The sequence below is a fragment of the Streptomyces sp. NPDC005576 genome (assembly GCF_042871745.1).
Taxonomy (GTDB): Bacteria; Actinomycetota; Actinomycetes; order Streptomycetales; family Streptomycetaceae; genus Streptomyces.
Genome location: NZ_JBIAJC010000005.1, coordinates 285,595 through 305,751 on the forward strand (window position 1 = coordinate 285,595; position 20,157 = coordinate 305,751).

The window sequence follows — 20,157 nt, forward strand, 5'->3', positions numbered from 1 at the left end:
CTGCACTTCCGTACGGAAAAGAGAAAGCGGGCATCACGGTTCGACTGCCGTGACGCCCGCTTCTCCGGCCCCGTACGGCGGGACGCGGAGCGTGGTGCGTGTTCCGTGCCTGGTCGGAGCACGGTCGGAGCCCGGTCGCCCGGCGTACGGCACCCTGCGACGCTCTCCCGCGCCTTCCCGGTGCTTTTGACCCCCGGGGCGCGAGCCCGTCGCGCGTGCTCCCCGCCGTGCGCGGGGCCGCTCCGGCGGATGCCCCCGCGCCCGGGAAGCGGGCCCGGGGGCGCGGGGCCCAGGGCGCGGGGCCCGGGACGCTCGGCGCGGGCGGTGGTGGCCGGGCGGGCGCGGTGGGGGCCGGGCGGGGGCTCAGCGCTTGGCGACGAAGACGTGCGAGGCGACGTCGCTGCCCAGCTCCGCAGCCTCACCGCCCGAGCCGACGAGCACGCCGCCCGCCGCCGCCGTCACGCTGACGACGGCTCCCGGCTGGACCCCGGCGCGCCGGAGCGTGTACATCAGCTGGGCGTCGGTCTGGATGGGCTCGCCGATCCGGCGCACCACGACGGTCTTCCCGTCGCTGCCCGGGTCCAGCTCGGCCAGGCTGACCATGCCCTGCCCCAGGAACGGATCGGCCTCGGCGTGCTCGCCCAGCTCCTCCAGACCCGGGATCGGGTTGCCGTACGGGGACTCCGTGGGGTGGCGCAGCAGCTCCAGCACCCGCCGCTCCACGGCCTCGCTCATCACGTGCTCCCAGCGGCAGGCCTCGGCGTGCACCTGCTCCCACTCCAGGCCGATCACGTCGACGAGCAGGCACTCGGCGAGGCGGTGCTTGCGCATGACCCGGGTCGCCAGCCGCCGGCCCTCCTCGGTCAGCTCCAGGTGGCGGTCCCCGGCGACCTGGACCAGTCCGTCGCGCTCCATCCGGGCCACCGTCTGACTGACCGTCGGACCGGACTGGTCCAGACGCTCAGCGATACGGGCGCGCATCGGGACCACGCCTTCCTCTTCGAGTTCGAGGATGGTGCGGAGATACATCTCCGTTGTGTCGATCAGTCCGGACATTCGTGCCCCTCATAACTGTGACGGTGAGACGTCATGCTGCCGTGTTGCCGCCGTGCTGTGGCCCTCGACCAATTCTGACGCATCGCGCCGTCAACCGTGCCGGGTCGTCCCGGACCCGGCCCGGGGCCGGGCGCCGCACGGCGGGAGTGGCTCTTGACAGTGCGGCGGTCCGGACCGCAACGTGATCGGCGGCATCAGGGGGCTTCCCTCCGGATCAGGTCGGACCGGGCCCCGGGAGCGCGGCACGATCCAGACGGAAGACCCCAGCATCCCCCCACGACGGAAGGCTCCCCGATGAGCGAGAGCAAGCTGGCCGGCCAGTTCTTCGACGCGGCCATCGGGCTGCTGGCCCGGGTCCGCGACGAGGAGTCCGCCTCGATCGCGGCAGCCGGTGCGGCCGTCGCCGACACCATCGCCGCGGGGGGCCGGCTCTTCGCCTTCGGCGCCGGCCACTCCTCGCTCGCCGCGCAGGACGTGGTGTACCGGGCGGGCGGCCCCGCCCTGATGAACCTCCTCGCCGTGCCGGGCACAGTGGGGGTCGACGTGATGCCCGCGACGCTCGGCTCGGCGCTGGAGCGGGTGGAGGGGCTCGCCACCACGGTGCTCGCGGCCAGCCCGGCCACCGCGGGCGACCTGCTGGTGATCATCTCGCTCTCCGGCCGCAACACCCTGCCCGTCGAGATGGCCCGCGAGGCCCGCGCGCGCGGTCTCACCGTGATCGGGGTGACTTCGGTGGCGTACGCGGCCGCCACCTCGTCCCGGGCCGCTTCGGGCGGCTTCCTGCTCGACCACTGCGACATCGTTCTCGACAGCAAGATCGCGGTGGGTGACGCGGAGCTGACCACCGGCGGGGTCGGAGCCCCGTTCGCCCCCGCCTCCACCGTCGTCACCAGCGCGCTGATGCAGGCGACGATGGCCGCCGCGGCCGAGCAGCTGGCCGCCCGCGGCATCGAGCCGCCGCTGCTGCGCTCGGGCAACGTGGACGGCGGCCACGAGTGGAACCGGCGGGTGTTCGAGGAGAACCGGGACCGGATCTTCTACCAGCACTGAAGTGCCGTTCCGCAAGTCCTGGCGGGTACGCGACGACAGCTACGACACCTCGCCGCATGGTCGGAACGTCCGCTTACATCCCGCATGCGGACGCCCCTCCGCCTCGCGAGGCACCGCATCCGACGCCGCGCGCTGATCCACCAGGAAATACGGGACAACCCTTGGCTACTGCCGCCACCTTGATGTTCGCCCCGCGAGGAGTCGTGGTCGGTGCGTGCGAACGCAAGGCGGCGGGAGGGGGCGCGAGACGAACCAGGAAGATGACTTTCCGGCTACCACCGCGCAAGCCGCTCCTGTCTCCCTCCACCCTCCCCACCCGCGGTGGCGGGAATCGCCGTCCGCGCTGCGTCGACGGCCGCCCCGCCCAGGGCGAACTCCGCGTCACACCGAGTGCGTACGCCCGCGTCGTGAGTCGCGATCACCACCGCGCAACCCTCCTCGGCCATCTCGCGAAGTAGACCGACGACCAGGGTGCTGTTGGCGTCGTCGAGCGCGCCGGTCGGTTCGTCCGCGAGAACCAGTGACGGCCCCTGGAGAAGGAGCCGGGCCAGGGCCACTCGTTGCTGCTCCCCACCGCTGAGCTGATGGACGGGCTCCTTCTCACGCCCGCTCAGGCCGACCCTTTCAAGAGCGTCGCCCAGAAGCCCGGTGGTCTTGCCGCGCATGCTCCGCCGCAGTCGTACGACCACGTCCAGGTTCTCGGCGACGGTCGCGTTCTCGATCAGGGCATAGCTCTGGAAAAGGTAACCGAGAGTGTCGCGGCGAAAACGAACGGTGTCGCGTCGGCCAAACCGGGTGATGTCGCGCCCTTCGCAACGGACGGTTCCCGCGCTGGGCCGGTCCAGCAGCCCGAGGCAGTTGAGGAGGGTCGACTTACCCGACCCGCTTGGTCCCACGAGGGCGAGCATGTCACCGCGGGCCACGGTGAAGTTGACTTCGCGCCACACCGTCCGGGCGCCGAACGTCTTCGAGAGGTCTTCGACTGTGATCACAGCAGGTTCCGCCTTGCTGGAGAGAGGTCCTACAGGGTGAGGGCAACTGGTCAGAGCGTGGCCGCCGCCGTCCTGATGACACGGCGGTGGAAGAAGGCGAGTGCCACGAGCACCGCGCCGAACTCGAAAACGACCAAGCCAGTGATGATGCCGACATCGAGCGCGGTGATGTGCAGGGGTTCGTAGGGGGCAGGGGCTCCCGCAGCCGCGTAATGCGCCGCTTCGCGATGCTGCTGCCAAGCCACGAACGGAACCCGTGTGGCGAAGATGACCGCGATGGCGACTTCTGCAGCCAACACGAAACGATGAGTCGCTGTGTAGCTCCAGCCGCTGATTTGCTTGACGAAGATCCCTTGAGCATTCTTCCGCGCATAGATGAGGCAGGCGCCTGCTCCTGCTACGAGAAGGACGAGCACTGCTAGCACGAGGTTGAATACTTGTAGCCGAAGTTTGCTGACTGCACCCCTGAGGTCCTTAGCCGTTTTCTGACCGACAGGACTCACAGCATTGACGTAGTCCTGGAGGTTCCGCCCCTCTATTCCGTTGAGCGCGTCATGAGGGTCGAGGAAAATCACGCCTGCCTGGGTGGCAAACGCCGTGTAGGCGTCGTCGGACAACAGGGTGGACCCATTGGGCACCACAATAAGAACAGGGTCGCGCACCTCCGACCGGTCCTCGTCCGGACTATGACCAGAATGATATGCGTAGGAACCGCTGTTGTACCCGAACAGATCCTGCCCGTTTCTACTTTCCAGCACTTCGACAGCAAGATGCCGGCTGCGTTCGGGGTCAATTATGTCGGCTGCCGCCTTCTTGATCGCCACACTCTGCGCGCCGAGATGCTGGGGAATAATCACTGCAACCGGATTATTTTTCTGCGTGCGCAGGTTCCCTGAACGGAAGTCCAAACGCTTGCCTGCCGGGTCAACGACCTTCTCCCGACTGAGGTAAGTATCGTTGACGATAAAAATTTCACCCGTTGGGAGGGGCGCACCTGGGGTGGAGATTTGAAGGTCTCTGCGGCCGGCGACGATCACCTCACCCAGCTTGTCTGCTTCTCGCAGCCAGGGACCGACATGCTCGTTCACCTGGTCCATGTGCGGAGCGAAGCCTCCATTGATACGGATGGTGACAGCCTCAGAAACAGGGAGATACGCTTCGCGGCTCTCCTCGCGCGTTACGACATCGCGGCCGGCGATGGCGACACTCGTAGCGATGCTGAGGGCAAGCAGCAGAGCTGGGATACGGACAACATAAACAGCGATCGATGCAGTCCTCGAGGGCAGTTCTCCCTTCAGCGCACCCAAGATTTTCACCTTGAATGTAAGTCCCAGGACAGCTGCGTGAGTCATGACTGCCACAAGAGTCAGCAGGAGGTAGATCCCTGCTGCGACGGCACCGAAAAGCCCCAGCCAAGCGAAATGATTGTAAAAGCCCAGAAAAGACAGAGCCACCGCCGTCACGATGGTGACCGATGCCGCCCAGAAGGGGGCGAGCTGCCGGAGATCGCGCAAAAGGATACTGGTGAAGGACATGCCCTGAAGCCGCAGCACCGCGTACCCGGTGCCTCCGAGCAGCACACTTGCGCCCGTGGTGGTGAGTACGGCCAACGCGATGATGGCCAGGGCGCGCACGAGCGGATCACCCTGCAACTGGTCTGATAATTCGGTTCGCGAGAGGGGGTGCGAGACGCTCGCCGTCAGCCCGAGGGAAGCGAACTCGACGCGGAGAGCGTCGGCATCCGGCGCCGAACCGTATATGAAGTACGGCCCTCGGGGGTCCCGCTGTGCGCTGTCCACGAACGGGTGCACATGCGTTTTGTATTCATCACTGAAGGACGGGTAGCCCTCCGTGAGCCATGCCGCTGCCGCTGACTCGCTGTTACCGGGCGTCACATAGAGGTTCCGTACACCGTCCGGATTCCTTAAGTCGGTCATGTCGCGTGCGATCGTCACCCGGTTCTCGGTTGCGAACTGCGCGACAGCCTGAGCCACCCGCGGCGCGCTCACCGATTCATCGGAGTCGAAAACGTCAACAAGCGCCGCATTCCCCAGGGGGGTGCTCTCGTCCAGACCTCGAATGAACAGGAAGGCAATCAGGGCCGAAAATACCAAAATGGCGGCGTGGACGTATCGAATTCCTCGATGCAACATTTGATTACCCATGTCGAGGACGCCCGTTCAGGTACGTCCGAGAAAGTAAAGCGACTGATGATGGGAGCGGGACGCCACCCGCACAGGGGAAACCCCCTGTGCGGGTGGGCTGCTTCACACCCGCACAGGCGGCGCCACCTGCACGGACGTGAATTTCACCCTGCTACTGGGTCCTCAGCAGGTGGACTTGTAGTAGTAGCTGATCGCTCCGCCGTTCTTCGAGCCGGAGGCGAGCGACCAGTTACCGGCGGAGGTGCAGCCGCTGGCGAAGGTGACGCTGCCGATCTTCACCGATGAGGCGTGCGACTTACTGGGGTGCGTGTAGTTCGACCAAGCAGTGTTGGCGCCCTGGTCGTAGCTCCACTTACCGCCCCCGACATCCACGGTGACAGCCAGCGCCGGCGTCGCTGCGGCGAAAAGGAGACCTGCGGTGATAACCGCAGCCTTGATACCGGTTCGCTTGTTCATTAGCGCTCCCTCATGACGAAGTTTGTCTGTGACGAGTGAGAATCTTTATTGACCGCAGCACCGTCGCGCAACCCGGCAACGGTGTGAGCTATTCAACGACAGAGAAAATGTGCGTCCCTTATTTTTCCGCACATCCGGGTGATATTCGCGCATGCAAGCGCAATTAAAGGAACGAGCCCGGCAGCGCCACCGGCATTCTGGCCAATTCACCGCCCGGGGGCCGAATCTAGTCGATCGGGGGGCGCCGGAAGTCGCGCAGGCAAGCGCATTTAAGGGAACGAGCCCGACAGTGCCACCGGCATTTCGGCCAATGCACCGGCCCCGAGGGCCGAAACTAGTCGATCGAGGAAAACTGTGTGACAGGAGTGCACGTTGGATGGCATCCTCGACGTGCTGGTGCTGACCAAGCCGGCCTTAGCAGGGACCACACATCCGGGGGAGCTTGTGCTGATGGTGCGCATGGCGTGAGGCGGCTTCGTCTGAGAGCCGTGCCGCAATCTGCGGCACATCGGCGCGCGGGTATCGCATACAGCGCGTCGCAGGTGGAAAGGCGCCCGTGCGTAATGGATGTGTGCGGGCGTCCTGACTACGCGGCGAGATCGCAGCTGCTGTCGCCCGACCCGCCACCACTACGGGACGATCCTTGGTCCGCCCCCTGTCCGTTTCCCCTTCTGGAAGCCTGCTTTCATGCCGTTCGTGCCGTCTCTCATTTCTTCTTCCCACCCATCGACCAGTGCATCGGCGCTGCGATTACCGCAGGGCTCCTCGCAGACCCCTGGCCCTCTGTCCTCCCTCGTCTGGCTCGTGCCTGCGGTATGGACCACTGCGCTCGGCTTATGGGGGCTTACCCGGCGCAACAGCATGTGGCGGGACGAGGCCGCGACGTGGCAGGTGGCCCGGCGGCCCGCGGATGAGATCTGGCACATGGTCGGCAATGTGGATGTTGTGCATGCCGCCTACTACCTGCTGATGCACGCACTTTTCGAGTGCTTCGGCGCCGGTATCACGACGCTTCGTCTCCCGTCGGTGCTGGCAACAGCCCTCGCCGCGGCGTCCATAGCGGTGGTCGGCAGCCGTCTGTCCGGGGCCCGGGTGGGACTGACGGCCGGCATGGCTTTCGGCCTGCTGCCTGCCGTGCAGTTCTATCTCCAGGAAGGCCGCCCCTACGCCCTGGTCGCTGCATGTGCCGGCGGCTCGACCCTGCTGCTCGTCAACGTGCTGATGGGACGCGACCGGCCGGTCACCTGGATCGCCTATGGCGGGAGCGTCCTGTTGGGCGGACTCCTGAACTGGCTCTCCCTGCTGATTCTCTCGGCGCACCTGGTGACTCTGCTGTGGGTACGCGCCGGACAGCGGGTGTGGCGAAAATGGGTCGTGGTGGCGGCACTGGCCGCACTCTGCGTCCTGCCCTTGATCCTTTTCAGTCGTGGCCAGTCGGCCCAGGTTTCCTGGATACCACCGCTGACATGGCACATGCTGATCGGCCCAGGCGTCCTTCTGGCGATCGGCGGTGCCGGGCTGCTGGTCGAGGGGCCACACCGGCGTCAGCTGTCGGTATCGGCGGTGGGTATGCCCCTCTTGGCGCTGCCGCAGCTGATCCTCGCCGGTCTCTCACTGGTCCAGCCGCTGTTCCTGGATCGCTATGTCCTCTTCAGTCTGCTGGGCCTTGCGCTGCTCATCGGTTCGGCTGTCGATCGGGGCATACGAGTGGTTGGGCACCGCCACCCGCGTACGGCACCGTGGATCCTTCCGCTGGTCATCCTCGTGGCGACCATGGCGCTGCTTCCCCAACTGCTTGCCAAACGCTCTCCCGCCAGCCGAGTGGACGACGTTCTGGCCATTGCCTCGGTCGTGCAGACAGTGAAGAAGCCCGGCGATGCAGTCCTCTTCCTCCCCGCGGCACGCCGGGACACCGAGTCCGTCTCGCCGGCGGCCTTTTCAGGCTTGCGGGACCTGGCCCTGGCAGTGAGCCCGCAGGCCTCAGGCACGCTCAAGGGCATCGAAGCAAGCCCGGAGCAGATACGTGCCTCGATGCTCGCCCAACGGCGGATCCTGCTGGTGACGGACACTCCCGAGGCCGGTAGGCCGGTCACCGCGCGGCGCGACAAGGTAAAGCTACGCGTGCTGGGGACGGACTTCGTCGTCGTGTCGGACAAGCAGGTCCGGGGACGGCGGGTCACCGTTTACGAGCGGCCCGCGCGACAGGCCGTACCGCGAGCCCGGCGGTAAGCCGTCTCGGCGGGAGCCGAACAGGGGTCTGAACGCCCACGCCCGGTCAGCCGCCCGCACCGCCCTCGAGCAGCAGGGCCAGGTCCACCGCGGAGGCGACCCGGACCGCCGCGCTCTCCGCATGGGCGGCGTCCTCCCGCTCGAAGGCGGGGCGGTCGGCCGTACGCAGGAAGGTCACGACCCCGAGGGTCCGGCCCCGGCTGCGGAGCGCCACGCAGAGGGCGTGCGCCGTCTGCCGGGGCCACTGGCGTTCGGCCGCCCAGGACCCCGGGGCGGCACCCGCGCTCACCCGGACCGGGGCGATCCGGTCCAGCGTCTGGAAGGCCGGGTGGCCGGGGCCGTACCGGGCCGGGAGGGAGCCGGCCACCCGCAGGCAGGGGCCCGGGGCGTCCGTCGGGGTGGCCGCGGTGGGGATCAGCCGTTCGCCGGCGACCAGGTCGAGCAGCGCGTGGTCGGCGAAGCCCGCCAACGAGAAGTCGAGGGTGGTCGTCGCCGCCTCCCACGGGTCCTCGCACTCGGCGGCGGCCCTGGCGGCGCGGTGCAACTGGGCGGAGCGGAACCGCAGCCGGGCCGCCGCCTGCTCGGCGGTGCGCGCCTCGGTGACGTCCTGGAAGAGCCAGGCGACCCCGAGCGGCACCGCCTCCTCGGTGAGGGGCGAGGTGAGCCGCAGGAAGCCACTGCGCCAGCAGCGCCGCCGCTCGCCCTCGCGGCTGCGCAGGGTCACCCAGAGTTCGGCGGGGGCCGGTGGCGCCCCGGCGGCGAGCACGTGGTGGAAGGCGCCTTCGAGGTCCTCGACGCCCTGGAGGAGGACCTCCCCGAGGGGGCGCCCGAGCAGGGAGGTCCGGCCGCCGCCGAGCGCCCGCGCCGCGTGCGCGTTGACGACGGTGGGCCGCAGGTCGGCGTCGACCAGGACCACGCCCCAGGGGCCGTCCTGGAAGAGCGCCTCGCTCAGCGCGATGGAGCGTTCCAGGTCGATCTGGGCGTGCGCCTCGCTGAACGCGCAGTACACCCCGGCCGGTCCGCCGTCCGCGCCGCGCATCCCGGCGGCCTGCATACGGACGAGGACCCGGCCGCCGTCCTTGCGGATCAGGGCGAACTCGTGGACCTGGCGGACCTCGGAGCCCTGGATCACCATCAACCGCCGGCGCACCTCGTCCGCGTCGGGTCCGCGCACCGCCCAGCCCGCGAAGCCGTCCCGGCCGACCACCTCGGCGGCGGTCCAGCCGAGGACGCGTTCGGCCTGGCGGTTCCAGTGGGTGACGGTGCCCCCGGCGTCGAGGGCGAAGAGCGCGGTGTCCATGCCGTCGAGGAGCGCGGCGAGGAGTTCGGGCCCGGGGCCGGTCCCGGCACGGGGCGCCGTGGCCTCCGGGGCGCCGGCGGCCCCTGCGGCGTCCGACGCGGACGCGTCCGCCGTACCGCTGCCCGTGGAAGGACTCATTCCGTACCCCCGCAGAACGTGCCGTCCCCGCCGTACGCACCGCTGCACCGGCGGTGCGCGGTTCCACCCGCGGTCCCGCGCCCGTCTCCGCGCGCGTTTGCGCATGTCAGAAACCCATTGAACTCGACCGTGACGCGGCGCACATCCTCTTCCGATAAATAGGTTGTGCGGCCCGGACGCGGTTCTTAGGCTGGTGGCACACGCTGAAAGGAGGTGATCCGAAAAGTGCAGTCTTATCGGATTCGTGAGGTGGCTGCGGGCTGACAGCCCGTCGTCGCACGTCGTGCACCTCGGCAGGCTGCCTGCCGAAAACCCAGCAGTCACCGACCCGCAGGCTCGCCGGTAGATCCGGCCGGCCCCTCCTCACGGAGGGACCCGAGCCTGCGGGTTCTGCTTTTTCCGTTCCCGGCGGGAACCGGGAGCCCCGGAACCCCTCAGGGGCAGAGCCGTTCCACGCGCCAGCCGGACTCCTGCGGCGCGAGGCGTACGTACCGCAGCCGGTCGTGCAGCCGGTTCTCGTGGCCCTGCCAGAACTCCACCGTCTCCGGCGCGACCCGGAAACCGCCCCAGTGCGGCGGGACGGGAACCTTCTCGCCGTCCGGGTAGCGGGCGGCGAGTTCCTCGTACCGCTCGGTGAGTTCCCGGCGGGAGCCGATGACCGTGGACTGCGCGCTCGCCCACGCGCCGAGCTGGGAGCCGTGCGGGCGGGTACGGAAGTACGCCACCGTCTCCTCGCGGCTCACGTGCTCCGCGACGCCGGTGACCACCACCTGGCGGGCGAGCGGGTGCCAGGGGAAGAGCAGCGAGACGTACGGGTTCGCGGCGATCTCACGGCCCTTGCGGGACTCGTGGTTGGTGTAGAAGACGAAACCGCGCGCGTCGAATCCCTTGAGCAGCACCGTGCGGGAGGACGGGCGGCCGTCCGGCGAGGCGGTGGAGACCACCATCGCGTTCGGCTCGTGGAGTGCGCCTTGGGCGGCGACCTGCCGGAACCAGCGGGCGAACTGGTCCATGGGTCCGGGGGCGAGATCCTGCTCGTCGAACGCCTCGGAACGGTACTGCTCGCGCATCGCCGCCGGATCGATGGTGCAATCGGATGCGGGGGACACGGCCGGACGGGAAGCGGACGGAGGTGTCGGGTCAGCTGTGGGCACGGGCCCATCCTGCCGCAGCGGGCGGGCCGCGCGGCCCGGTTCGGCCGGGCGGTGGCCTCCGTCCCACGACACGCGGGGTCCTGTGCGGGACATCACCCTTCCTTGCCCCGGGGGGAGCCGCCACTATCAGAGGTCAGGTCCCAGCGGAGGCCGTCCCGGGGCCTGCGCCCCGGAGGTCTTCGCCGACACAGCTCGCAGCCGCACAGAGGGAGCCGCCTGATGTCCGCATTCGTACCCGGGCTTGAGGGAGTCGTCGCGTTTGAAACGGAGATCGCCGAACCGGACAGGGAGGGCGGGGCGCTCCGGTATCGCGGGATCGACATCGAGAACCTCGTCGGCCAGGTGTCCTTCGGCAACGTCTGGGGGCTGCTGGTGGACGGGGCGTTCAACCCCGGTCTGCCGGCCGCCGAACCGTTCCCCATTCCGGTCCACTCCGGTGACATCCGGGTGGACGTGCAGTCGGCGCTGGCGATGCTCGCCCCGGTGTGGGGCCTGAAACCGCTGCTCGACATCGACGAGGCGACCGCCCGGGACGACCTCGCGCGGGCGGCCGTGATGGCCCTGTCGTACGTGGCGCAGTCGGCGCGGGGGCAGGGGCTCCCGATGGTGCCGCAGAGCGAGATCGACAAGGCGGAGTCCGTGGTGGAGCGGTTCATGATCCGCTGGCGCGGCGAGCCCGACCCCAAGCACGTCAAGGCCGTCGACGCCTACTGGACGTCGGCCGCCGAACACGGCATGAACGCCTCCACGTTCACCGCCCGGGTCATCGCCTCGACCGGCGCGGACGTGGCCGCGGCGCTGTCGGGCGCGGTGGGCGCCATGTCGGGCCCCCTGCACGGCGGCGCCCCGTCCCGGGTGCTCGGCATGATCGAGGAGATCGAGCGGACCGGGGACGCGACCGCGTACGTGAAGCAGGCGCTGGACAAGGGCGAGCGGCTGATGGGTTTCGGCCACCGCGTCTACCGCGCGGAGGACCCGCGCGCCCGGGTGCTGCGGCGCACCGCGCGCGAACTGGCCGCGCCCCGCTTCGAGGTGGCCGAGGCGCTGGAGAAGGCGGCGCTGGAGGAGCTGCACGCCCGGCGCCCGGACCGGGTGCTGGCGACGAACGTGGAGTTCTGGGCCGCGATCGTGCTGGACTTCGCGGAGGTCCCGGCGCACATGTTCACCTCGATGTTCACCTGCGCCCGTACGGCCGGCTGGTCGGCGCACATCCTGGAGCAGAAGCGCACGGGCCGGCTCGTGCGGCCTTCCGCCGAGTACGTGGGCCCGGCGTCCCGGGACCCGCGTGAGATCGAGGGGTACGACTCGATCACCCCGATCGTCGGCTGAGGGGCCGAGGGGCTGAGGACAGGGACTCGCAACCCGGACGCCTTCGGGCACACACCGCCGCCCGGCCCGCGAGGGTGCCGGGCGGCGGCCGGGCGAGGAGCGGTGTCGCCGTGGTCCATGCCCCCGTCCCGCCCACGCTCAGCCCAGCGCGCCGTCCACCAGCGCCGCCCACTGGGCCACGACCCTCCGGCGGCGGGCGGTGTCGTCGGTGAGGACGTTGGCGAGACCGAGGCCCCGGGCCATGTCCAGGAGGCCCTGGACCGTCTCGCGCACCCCCGGGCGGCTCTCGTCGGCGCGCAGCAGGGTGACCGCGATCCGGTGGGTCTCCCGGCCGACGCGCGCTTCGAGTTCGGTCACCCGGGGCCGGAGTTGGGGCTCGTTGGAGGCAGCCACCCAGAGCTGGAGCGCGGCGCGGAAGAGCGGCCCGGTGTACAGGTCCACCAGCGCGGCGACGACCTCCGCCCTGCCCTGGACCGGGAGGGCCCGCAGCGCGGCGGAGCGCTCCTCCGCGACGTACTCGACCGCCCCGGTGAACAGGTCCTCGCGGGTGGGAAAGTGGTGCTGCGCCGCACCTCGGGAGACCCCGGCCCGCTCGGCGACGACGGAGACCGTGGAGCCGGCCCAGCCGTGGGCGGCGAGGCAGGCCACGGCGGCCTCCAGGAGCCGCTGCCGGGTGGCCCGACTGCGGTCCTGCTTCGGCGACTTGGCGGCGGCATGCGGCGGCGTCCCGCCGGTGGGCGCGCCGCTCGGGGGGTCGCCGGTCGGGTGCGTGCCGGTCGGAGGCTCGCCGGCCGGGGGCGTGCTGTTGGGGGGCGTCACCACACCCATGCGGGGTCCCGTCGTTCGAGGAAGGCCGTCATCCCCTCCCGTGCGTCGTCGGAGGCGAAGAGCGCGGTGGACAGGGCGACGAGGTCTTCGGCGTGTTGGTCGAAACTCTCCAGCACGGTAGCCGTGACCAGCTGCTTCGATGCCATCAGCCCCTGCGGGGATGCCTTCCGCAGCCCGTCCAGTACGGGTTCGAGCGCCTTGTCCACCTCGTCCTCGGTGGCGAGGGTGATCAGGGAGATCCGGGCGGCCTCGGCCGCGTCGAAGCGCTCTCCGGTGAGGAAGTAGCGGGCCGCCGCCGAGCGTTCGAGGCGGGGCAGCAGCGTCAGGGAGATCACCGCCGGGGCGAGCCCGAGCCGTGATTCGGTGAGCGCGAAGCTCGCCCCGGGCCCGGCCACCGCGATGTCGCAGGCCCCGAGCAACCCGAGCCCACCGGCCCGGACATGGCCGGTGACCCGGCCCACCACCGGCTTGGGCAGCTCGACGATCTTCCGCAGCAGCGCGACGAACTCCCGTGGATCGGCGGGAGACTTGAGGTCGGCACCAGCGCAGAAGGTGGTGCCGGTGTGCGTCAGCACGACCGCGCGTACGGTGCGGTCGGCCGCGCAGGCGTCCAGCGCCGCCGCCAGCTCGCCCACCAGCTCGGCGGAGAGGGCGTTGCGGCGGGCGGGGGCGTCCAGGGTGAGCGTGGCGATGCCACGGTCGTGGGTGGGTGCGGCGAGACTGCTCATGCGGGGCTCCCCTCGGTGCCGGAGCCGGAGCCGGAGCCAGAGCCAGTGTGTGTGTCTGTGCCGGTGGCACCTGGGGTGCGTTCCCGGTCGCGGAGTTCGCGGCGCAGGATCTTGCCGGAGGTGGCGCGGGGCACCGCGTCGATGAACTCGACCCGTCGCACCTTCTTGTACGGGGAGACGCGCTCGGCGACGTACGCCATCACGCCCTCCGGCGTGAGCTTCTGCGCCTCCGGGGCCGGCGAGCGGACCAGGAACGCCTTGGGCACCTCGTTCCCGGTCTCGTCGTACACGCCGATGACGGCGGCGTCGGCGAGGTGCTCGTGGCCCAGCAGCAGCGCCTCCAGCTCGGCGGGGGCGACCTGGTACCCCTTGTACTTGATCAGCTCCTTGACCCGGTCCACGACGTACAGCCAGCCGTCCTCGTCGACCCGGCCGACGTCCCCGGTGTGCACCCAGCCGTCCGAGTCGATCATGGCGGCGGTGGCGTCCGGGCGGCCGAGGTACCCCTTCATCACCTGCGGGCCCCGGATGAGGATCTCGCCCTCGGCGCCGGGCTCCGTGTCCCGGGTGGGGTCGGCGAGGTCCACGATCCGCATCTCGGTACCGGGGATCAGCTTGCCGACCGTGCCGTCCGGCGGGTTCTCCTCGGAGAGCGGCACCACATGGGTGCCCGGGGAGAGCTCCGTCATGCCGTACGCCTGCCTTACCGGGGGCAGCCCGAGCCGCTCCGAGCAGGCGCGGGCGAGCTCCGCGTCGAGCGGGGCGGCGGCGGAGACGATGTAGCGGAGCGAGGAGAGGTCGTAGCGGGCGACGGCCGGGTGCTTGGCAAGGGCCAGCACGATCGGCGGGGCCACGTAGAGGCCCGCGATGCGGTGCTTCTCGATGGTGGCGAGGAACTGGTCGAGGTCGAAGCGGGGGAGGACGACGACGGTGGCGCCGTGCCGGAGCGGGCCGTTCATCAGGGCCGTCAGCCCGTAGATGTGAAAAAATGGCAACACCGCGAGGATCGGCTCGCCCCGCAGCAGCGGCACGAACGGCTGGAGCTGCTCCAGGTTGGTCGCGATGGACCGGTGGGTGAGCATCACGCCCTTGGGGGCGCCGGTGGTACCGGAGGAGTAGGGCAGGACGGCGACGTCCTCGCCCGGGTCGATCTCCACCTGCGGCTCGGGGGCGGTGGAGCCGAGCATGTCGAGCACCGAGGTGTACCCGTCGGCCGTGTCGCAGACGAAGATCTGCCGTACGCCGCCCGCGAGTCCGGCCGCCCTGACTGCGGTTTCCAGGAGCGGGGAGACGGTGACGATCCAGCTCGCGGAGGCGTCGGTGAGCTGCTTCGCGAACTCCTCCGCGGTGGCCAGCGGGTGGACCGTGGTGACGGAGGCGCCGGCCCGCGTCGCTCCGTAGAAGACGGGCGGGTAGGCGATGGTGTTGGGGCTGTGCAGGGCGAGGACGTCCCCCTTGCGGAGCCCGGCCTCGGCGAGTGCGGCGGCGATCCGCCGGTGGAAGTGGTCGAGTTGGGTGTAGGTGAGGGCCATCCCGTTGGTGCCGTCGATCAGTGCGACGGTCTCCCCGAACTCGGCGGCCCGGCCGAGGACCGCCTCGTGGATGGGTGTGCTGAGGATGGTGACGTCTGCGTACTCACTGCGGAACACCATGGCGGTCCCCTGTCGACGCGTGGGCGGCGGGTGCGGCGGCGCACCACCCGTCAGACGGGCGGTGCGCCGTACGTACAGGTGCTCGGCGGACCCGGTCAGTACGACTTGGGCAGGCCGAGCGACTGGTGCGAGACGTAGTTGAGGATCATCTCCCGGCTGACCGGGGCGATCCGGGCGACACGGGCCGCGGTGATGAGCGAGGCGAGCCCGTACTCGCGGGTGAGGCCGTTGCCGCCGAGGGTGTGCACCGCCTGGTCCACGGCCTTCACGCAGGCCTCCCCGGCCGCGTACTTGGCCATGTTGGCGGCCTCGCCCGCGCCGATGTCGTCGCCGGCGTCGTACAGGGCGGCGGCCTTCTGCATCATCAGCCGGGCCAGTTCCAGTTCGACGTGGGCGACGGCGAGCGGGTGGGCGATGGCCTGGTGGGCGCCGATCGGCGTCTTCCAGACCTGCCGGGTCTTGGCGTACTCGACGGCCTGCGCGAGCGCGTAGCGGCCCATGCCGATGCCGAAGGCGGCGGTCATGATGCGTTCGGGGTTGAGCCCGGCGAAGAGCTGGAGCAGCCCGGCGTCCTCGTCGCCGACGAGCGCCTCGGCGGGCAGCCGTACGTCGTCCAGCACCAGCTCGAACTGCTTCTCCGGGGCATGGAGTTCCATGTCGATCTGCGAGCGCCCGAAGCCGGGGGCGTCGCGCGGGACGATGAAGAGGCAGGGCTTGAGTGTGCCGGTGCGGGCGTCCTCGGTCCGGCCCACGATGAGGGTGGCGTCGGCGATGTCGACCCCGGAGACGAAAACCTTCCGGCCGGTGAGCAGCCAGTCGTCGCCGTCGCGGCGGGCGGTGGTGGTGATCCGGTGCGAGTTGGAGCCGGCGTCCGGCTCGGTGATCCCGAAGGCCATGGTGAGGCTGCCGTCGGCGAGCCCCGGGAGCCACTGCCGCTTCTGCGCCTCGGTGCCGAAGCGCGATATCACCGTGCCGCAGATCGCCGGGGAGACCACCATCATCAGCAGCGGGGCGCCGGCCGCGCCCAACTCCTCAAGCACGATGGAGAGTTCCGCCATTCCGGCGCCGCCCCCGCCGTACTCCTCCGGAAGGTTCACGCCGAGATAGCCGAACTTGGCTGCCTCTGCCCAGAGTTCGTCGGTGTGCCGGCCCTCCGCGATGACGGAGGCCATGTAGGCGCGCCCGTAGCGTTTGCCGAGTGCGGCGACGGCGGCGCGGAGCGCCTGGTGCTCAGCGGATTCGAGGACGGTGCTCATGGCTGCGGTTCCTCCTGGGCGTGGGGTGCGTCGGGTGGTTCGGGGGCGTCGGGCGCGGGGGACGCGTCGGGCGCGAGGGGTGCGTCCTGGACGACGGCGAGCAGGGCGCCGACCTCGACCTGAAGGCCCGGCGCGGCGTGGAGTGCGGTGAGGGTGCCGGTGGCGGGGGCGAGGATGCGGTGCTCCATCTTCATCGCCTCCAGCCAGATCAGCGGCTGCCCGGCCTCGACGGGTGCCCCGGGTGCCAGGCCCTCCGCGAGGCGGACGACCGTGCCGGGCATGGGGGCGAGCAGGGAGCCGGGTTCACTGCGGGTGGCGGGGTCGGTGAAGCGGGGCAGGGCGGTGAAGGCGTAGGAGCCGTCCGCCGCGTCCACGTACACCTGGTCGCCGTGGACCGTGACGGCGAACCGGCGGGTGACGCCGTCGAGTTCGAGGGTGACCCGGTCGGGGCGGACCTCCGTCACGCGGATGCCGGGAGCCCCTTGCGGGACGGGCCCGGTGCGGGTGGTGCGGTAGGCGATCTCGTACTCCCCGGCGTCGGGCTCGGCGCGGTAGCGCTTGGTCTGCGGCTGGGAGGGGAGGTTGCGCCAGGCGCCGAAGCGGGCGGGCGCGACGGCATCCGGTGCGGACGTGCGGGCCGCCGCGTCGGCGAGGGCCGCCGCCAGGGCGGCGCGGCGGACGGCGTCCTCGTCGGGGGCCGGGGTGAGGGCGGCGAGGTGGCGGTCGTAGAACCCGGTGTCGAGGCGCGCGGCGACGAAATCGGGGTGGCGCAGGGAGCGGACCAGCAGCTCGCGGTTGGTGACCGGGCCGTGGACGCGGGCGCGTTCCAGGACGCGGGCGAGCAGGCGTACGGCCTCGGTGCGGGTGGCCGCGTGGGCGACGACCTTGGCGAGCATCGGGTCGTAGTGCACCCCGATGGTGTCGCCGCCGGTGTACCCGGTGTCCAGGCGTACGCCCGGCTCCTCGGGCAGGTCCAGCGCGCGGAGGAGCCCGGTCTGCGGGCGCCAGTCGTGGGCGGGGTCCTCGGCGTAGAGCCGGGCCTCCACGGCGTGCCCCTCGGGGGCGGGCGGTGCCGGTGCGGGCAGCGGCTCGCCCTCGGCGGTCCGCAGCTGGAGGGCGACCAGGTCGAGCCCGAACACGGCTTCCGTGACGGGGTGTTCGACCTGGAGACGGGTGTTCATCTCCAGGAAGTACGGCCGGCCTTCGGCGGAGACCAGGAACTCCACGGTCCCGGCGCCCCGGTAGCCGACGGCCCGGGCGGCGGCCACCGCGGCGTCGTGGAGCCGGGTCCGCAGCTCCTCGTCGAGACCGGGCGCGGGGGCCTCCTCGATGACCTTCTGGTGGCGGCGCTGGAGGGAGCAATCGCGGGTGCCGAGCGCCCAGACGGTGCCGTGGTCGTCGGCCATCACCTGTACCTCGACGTGCCGGCCTCGTTCCACGTACGGTTCGGCGAACACCTCGCCGTCCCCGAACGCGGACTCGGCCTCCGCCCTGGCGGCCGTCAACTCGGCAGGTAGCGCGTCGAGTTCCCGTACGATCCGCATCCCGCGCCCGCCGCCGCCGGCCGACGCCTTGAGCAGCAGCGGCAGGTCGGCTCCGGTCGCGGTGGCCGGGTCGACGGGGGCGAGCAGCGGCACCTCGGCGGCGGCCATCAGCTCCTTGGCGCGGGTCTTCGACGCCATCTGCTCGATCGCCTTGACCGGCGGGCCCACCCAGAGCAGTCCGGCATCCTGCACCGCGGCGGCGAACGGGGCGTTCTCGGAGAGGAATCCGTACCCGGGGTGCACGGCGTCGGCCCCCGCCGCGAGCGCCGCCGCGACGAGCAGGTCACCGCGGAGATAGGTGTCGGCCGGTGTCGCCCCCGGCAGCCGGACGGCGAGGTCCGCCTCGCGGACGTGCAGGGCGCCGGCGTCCGGGTCGGAGTACACGGCGACGGTGGTGATGCCGAGCGCGCGGCAGGTGCGGAAGATCCGGCAGGCGATCTCGCCCCGGTTGGCGACGAGCAGGGAAGTGATCACGTGGGTCCTCTCGGTCCTCTCAGTCCTCTCGGCCGGCTCGGTCGGCGTGCTCGGCTCGGTCGGCGTGCTCGGCTCGGTCCTCGCGGGACTCTCCGCGCTCACGGCCCTCACATCCGGAAGATGCCGAAGCCGCCGCGGGCGCCTTCGACGGGAGCGGTGTGGATCGCGGACAGGCACATCCCGAGGACGGTCCTGGTGTCGCGCGGGTCGATGACCCCGTCGTCGTAGAGCCGCCCGGAGAGGAACACCGGCAGCGACTCGGCCTCGATCTGCTGCTCCACCAGGGCGCGCAGTCCGGCGTCGGCCTCGTCGTCGTAGGGGCGGCCCTTCGCGGCGGCGGAGGCGCGGGCCACGATGGAGAGCACACCCGCGAGCTGTTGCGGGCCCATCACGGCGGACTTGCTGCTGGGCCAGGCGAAGAGGAAGCGGGGGTCGTAGGCGCGCCCGCACATGCCGTAGTGGCCGGCCCCGTAGGAGGCGCCCATCAGCACGGAGAGGTGCGGGACCCTGGAGTTGGAGACCGCGTTGATCATCATCGCGCCGTGCTTGATGATGCCGCCCTGCTCGTACTCCTTGCCGACCATGTAGCCGGTGGTGTTGTGCAGGAAGATCAGCGGGATGTCACGCTGGTTGGCGAGCTGGATGAACTGTGCGGCCTTCTGCGACTCCGCGCTGAAGAGCACCCCCTGCGCGTTGGCGAGGATGCCGACGGGGTAGCCGTGCAGCCGGGCCCAGCCGGTGACCAGGCTGGTGCCGTAGAGCGGCTTGAAGGCGTCGAAGTCGGAGCCGTCGACCAGCCGGGCGATGACCTCGCGCGGATCGAACGGCACCTTGAGGTCGCCGGGCACGATGCCGAGCAGCTCGTCCTCGTCGTACTTCGGCGGTTCGGTGGGCCCCGGATCGGCGTGCGCCTTGCGCCAGTTGAGGCGGGTGACGATCCGCCGGGCCTGCCGCAGCGCGTCGTGCTCGTCCACCGCGAAGTGGTCGGCGAGACCCGAGGTGCGGGCGTGCATCCCGGCACCACCGAGGGACTCGTCGTCGCTCTCCTCGCCGGTGGCCATCTTCACCAGCGGCGGACCGCCGAGGAAGACCTTGGACCGGTCCTTGATCATGACGGTGTGGTCGGACATCCCGGGGACGTACGCGCCTCCGGCGGTGGAGTTGCCGAACACCACGGCCACGGTGGGGATTCCGGCGGCGGAGAGCCGGGTGATGTCACGGAAGAGCGCCCCGCCGGGGATGAAGATCTCCTTCTGCGAGGGCAGGTCCGCGCCCCCGGACTCCACCAGGCTGATGCAGGGCAGCCGGTTGGCGAAGGCGATCTCGTTGGCCCGCAGCGCCTTCTTCAGCGTCCAGGGGTTGGAGGCACCGCCGCGTACGGTCGGGTCGTTGGCGGTGATCAGACACTCGACGCCCTCCACCACCCCGATCCCGGTGACCAGCGAGGCGCCGACCGTGTAGTCGCTGCCCCAGCCGGCCAGCGGCGACAGCTCCAGGAACGGGGTGTCCGGGTCGATCAGCAACTCGATCCGCTCCCGCGCGGGCAGCTTCCCGCGCGAACGGTGGCGCTCCACGTACTTCTCGCCGCCACCGGCCAGCGCCTTCGCGTGCTCGGTCGCGAGATCGTCGAGCTTGGTGAGGAGGGCGGCGCGGTTGGCGGCGTATTCGGGTCCGGCGGTGTCGAGCCCGGTGGGCAGGACGGTCATGCGGTGCCTCCGGTCATGCGGTGCCTCCGGTACGGGAGTGGGCTGATGGGCCGCTGATCTGATGAGCCGGCGAGCTGATGGGCGGGTGATCCGGTGGTCC

15 protein-coding genes are annotated in these 20,157 nt (G+C 70.5%); 3 read left to right on the forward strand and 12 right to left on the reverse strand.

The genetic code is table 11. The features are described from left to right. Positions 1 to 363: 363 nt before the first annotated feature. Complete coding sequence (locus ACFYPN_RS11400; protein ID WP_389297780.1) at positions 364 to 1,056, reverse strand: metal-dependent transcriptional regulator; 693 nt, start codon at positions 1,054 to 1,056, stop codon at positions 364 to 366. Positions 1,057 to 1,350: 294 nt separating this feature from the next. Between ACFYPN_RS11400 and ACFYPN_RS11405 the strand changes: the two genes are divergently transcribed. Next, the gene (locus tag ACFYPN_RS11405; RefSeq protein ID WP_358762463.1) at positions 1,351 to 2,106 is read left to right on the forward strand and encodes an SIS domain-containing protein; all 756 of its coding nucleotides are present in this window, start codon (positions 1,351 to 1,353) and stop codon (positions 2,104 to 2,106) included. A gap of 272 nt (positions 2,107 to 2,378) precedes the next feature. Here the strand turns inward: ACFYPN_RS11405 and ACFYPN_RS11410 are convergent, their stop codons facing one another. The 3 genes from ACFYPN_RS11410 to ACFYPN_RS11420 all read right to left on the reverse strand — a co-directional run bounded on the left by ACFYPN_RS11410 (position 2,379) and on the right by ACFYPN_RS11420 (position 5,719). Beyond that, the gene (locus ACFYPN_RS11410) at positions 2,379 to 3,098 is read right to left on the reverse strand and encodes an ABC transporter ATP-binding protein (protein ID WP_358762465.1); all 720 of its coding nucleotides are present in this window, start codon (positions 3,096 to 3,098) and stop codon (positions 2,379 to 2,381) included. 50 nt (positions 3,099 to 3,148) lie between these two features. Continuing rightward, entirely contained in the window at positions 3,149 to 5,263 is a 2,115-nt protein-coding gene (locus ACFYPN_RS11415; protein WP_389297782.1) for a hypothetical protein, read from the reverse strand. A 162-nt stretch (positions 5,264 to 5,425) separates the two neighbouring features. Then, positions 5,426 to 5,719: a lactococcin 972 family bacteriocin gene (locus ACFYPN_RS11420; RefSeq protein WP_358762469.1), complete on the reverse strand. Its 294-nt coding sequence runs from the start codon at positions 5,717 to 5,719 to the stop codon at positions 5,426 to 5,428. Between the two features lie 687 nt (positions 5,720 to 6,406). Between ACFYPN_RS11420 and ACFYPN_RS11425 the strand changes: the two genes are divergently transcribed. Then, the gene (locus ACFYPN_RS11425; RefSeq protein ID WP_389297784.1) at positions 6,407 to 7,948 is read left to right on the forward strand and encodes a hypothetical protein; all 1,542 of its coding nucleotides are present in this window, start codon (positions 6,407 to 6,409) and stop codon (positions 7,946 to 7,948) included. Positions 7,949 to 7,994: 46 nt separating this feature from the next. On the opposite strand, the gene ACFYPN_RS11430 is transcribed toward ACFYPN_RS11425, so the two are convergent. Further along, on the reverse strand, positions 7,995 to 9,386 hold the full coding sequence (locus ACFYPN_RS11430; RefSeq protein WP_389297786.1) for a PAS domain S-box protein: 1,392 nt from the start codon (positions 9,384 to 9,386) through the stop codon (positions 7,995 to 7,997). A gap of 434 nt (positions 9,387 to 9,820) precedes the next feature. Next, positions 9,821 to 10,456 (reverse strand): pyridoxamine 5'-phosphate oxidase, encoded by a 636-nt coding sequence (pdxH, locus tag ACFYPN_RS11435; RefSeq protein WP_389297932.1) that lies wholly within the window; start codon positions 10,454 to 10,456, stop codon positions 9,821 to 9,823. Between the two features lie 303 nt (positions 10,457 to 10,759). On the opposite strand from pdxH, the gene ACFYPN_RS11440 reads away from it, so the two are divergent. Further along, a complete protein-coding gene (locus ACFYPN_RS11440; protein WP_358762474.1) occupies positions 10,760 to 11,869 on the forward strand; it encodes a citrate synthase 2 in 1,110 nt (369 codons plus the stop codon). Between the two features lie 138 nt (positions 11,870 to 12,007). Here the strand turns inward: ACFYPN_RS11440 and ACFYPN_RS11445 are convergent, their stop codons facing one another. The 6 genes from ACFYPN_RS11445 to ACFYPN_RS11470 all read right to left on the reverse strand — a co-directional run bounded on the left by ACFYPN_RS11445 (position 12,008) and on the right by ACFYPN_RS11470 (position 20,057). Continuing rightward, a complete protein-coding gene (locus ACFYPN_RS11445) occupies positions 12,008 to 12,697 on the reverse strand; it encodes a TetR/AcrR family transcriptional regulator (protein ID WP_389297788.1) in 690 nt (229 codons plus the stop codon). Continuing rightward, on the reverse strand, positions 12,685 to 13,425 hold the full coding sequence (locus ACFYPN_RS11450; RefSeq protein ID WP_358762478.1) for an enoyl-CoA hydratase family protein: 741 nt from the start codon (positions 13,423 to 13,425) through the stop codon (positions 12,685 to 12,687). The genes ACFYPN_RS11445 and ACFYPN_RS11450 overlap by 13 nt, the downstream gene beginning before the upstream one ends. Next, complete coding sequence (locus ACFYPN_RS11455; RefSeq protein WP_389297790.1) at positions 13,422 to 15,077, reverse strand: 4-coumarate--CoA ligase family protein; 1,656 nt, start codon at positions 15,075 to 15,077, stop codon at positions 13,422 to 13,424. The genes ACFYPN_RS11450 and ACFYPN_RS11455 overlap by 4 nt, the downstream gene beginning before the upstream one ends. A gap of 95 nt (positions 15,078 to 15,172) precedes the next feature. Next, positions 15,173 to 16,333: an acyl-CoA dehydrogenase family protein gene (locus ACFYPN_RS11460; RefSeq protein WP_358762482.1), complete on the reverse strand. Its 1,161-nt coding sequence runs from the start codon at positions 16,331 to 16,333 to the stop codon at positions 15,173 to 15,175. Then, the gene (locus ACFYPN_RS11465; RefSeq protein WP_389297793.1) at positions 16,330 to 18,351 is read right to left on the reverse strand and encodes a biotin carboxylase N-terminal domain-containing protein; all 2,022 of its coding nucleotides are present in this window, start codon (positions 18,349 to 18,351) and stop codon (positions 16,330 to 16,332) included. Before ACFYPN_RS11465 ends, ACFYPN_RS11460 begins: the two co-directional genes overlap by 4 nt. A gap of 107 nt (positions 18,352 to 18,458) precedes the next feature. Next, positions 18,459 to 20,057, reverse strand: coding sequence for an acyl-CoA carboxylase subunit beta (locus ACFYPN_RS11470; RefSeq protein WP_389297795.1), 1,599 nt, complete (start codon positions 20,055 to 20,057; stop codon positions 18,459 to 18,461). Between the last annotated feature and the right edge of the window lie 100 nt (positions 20,058 to 20,157).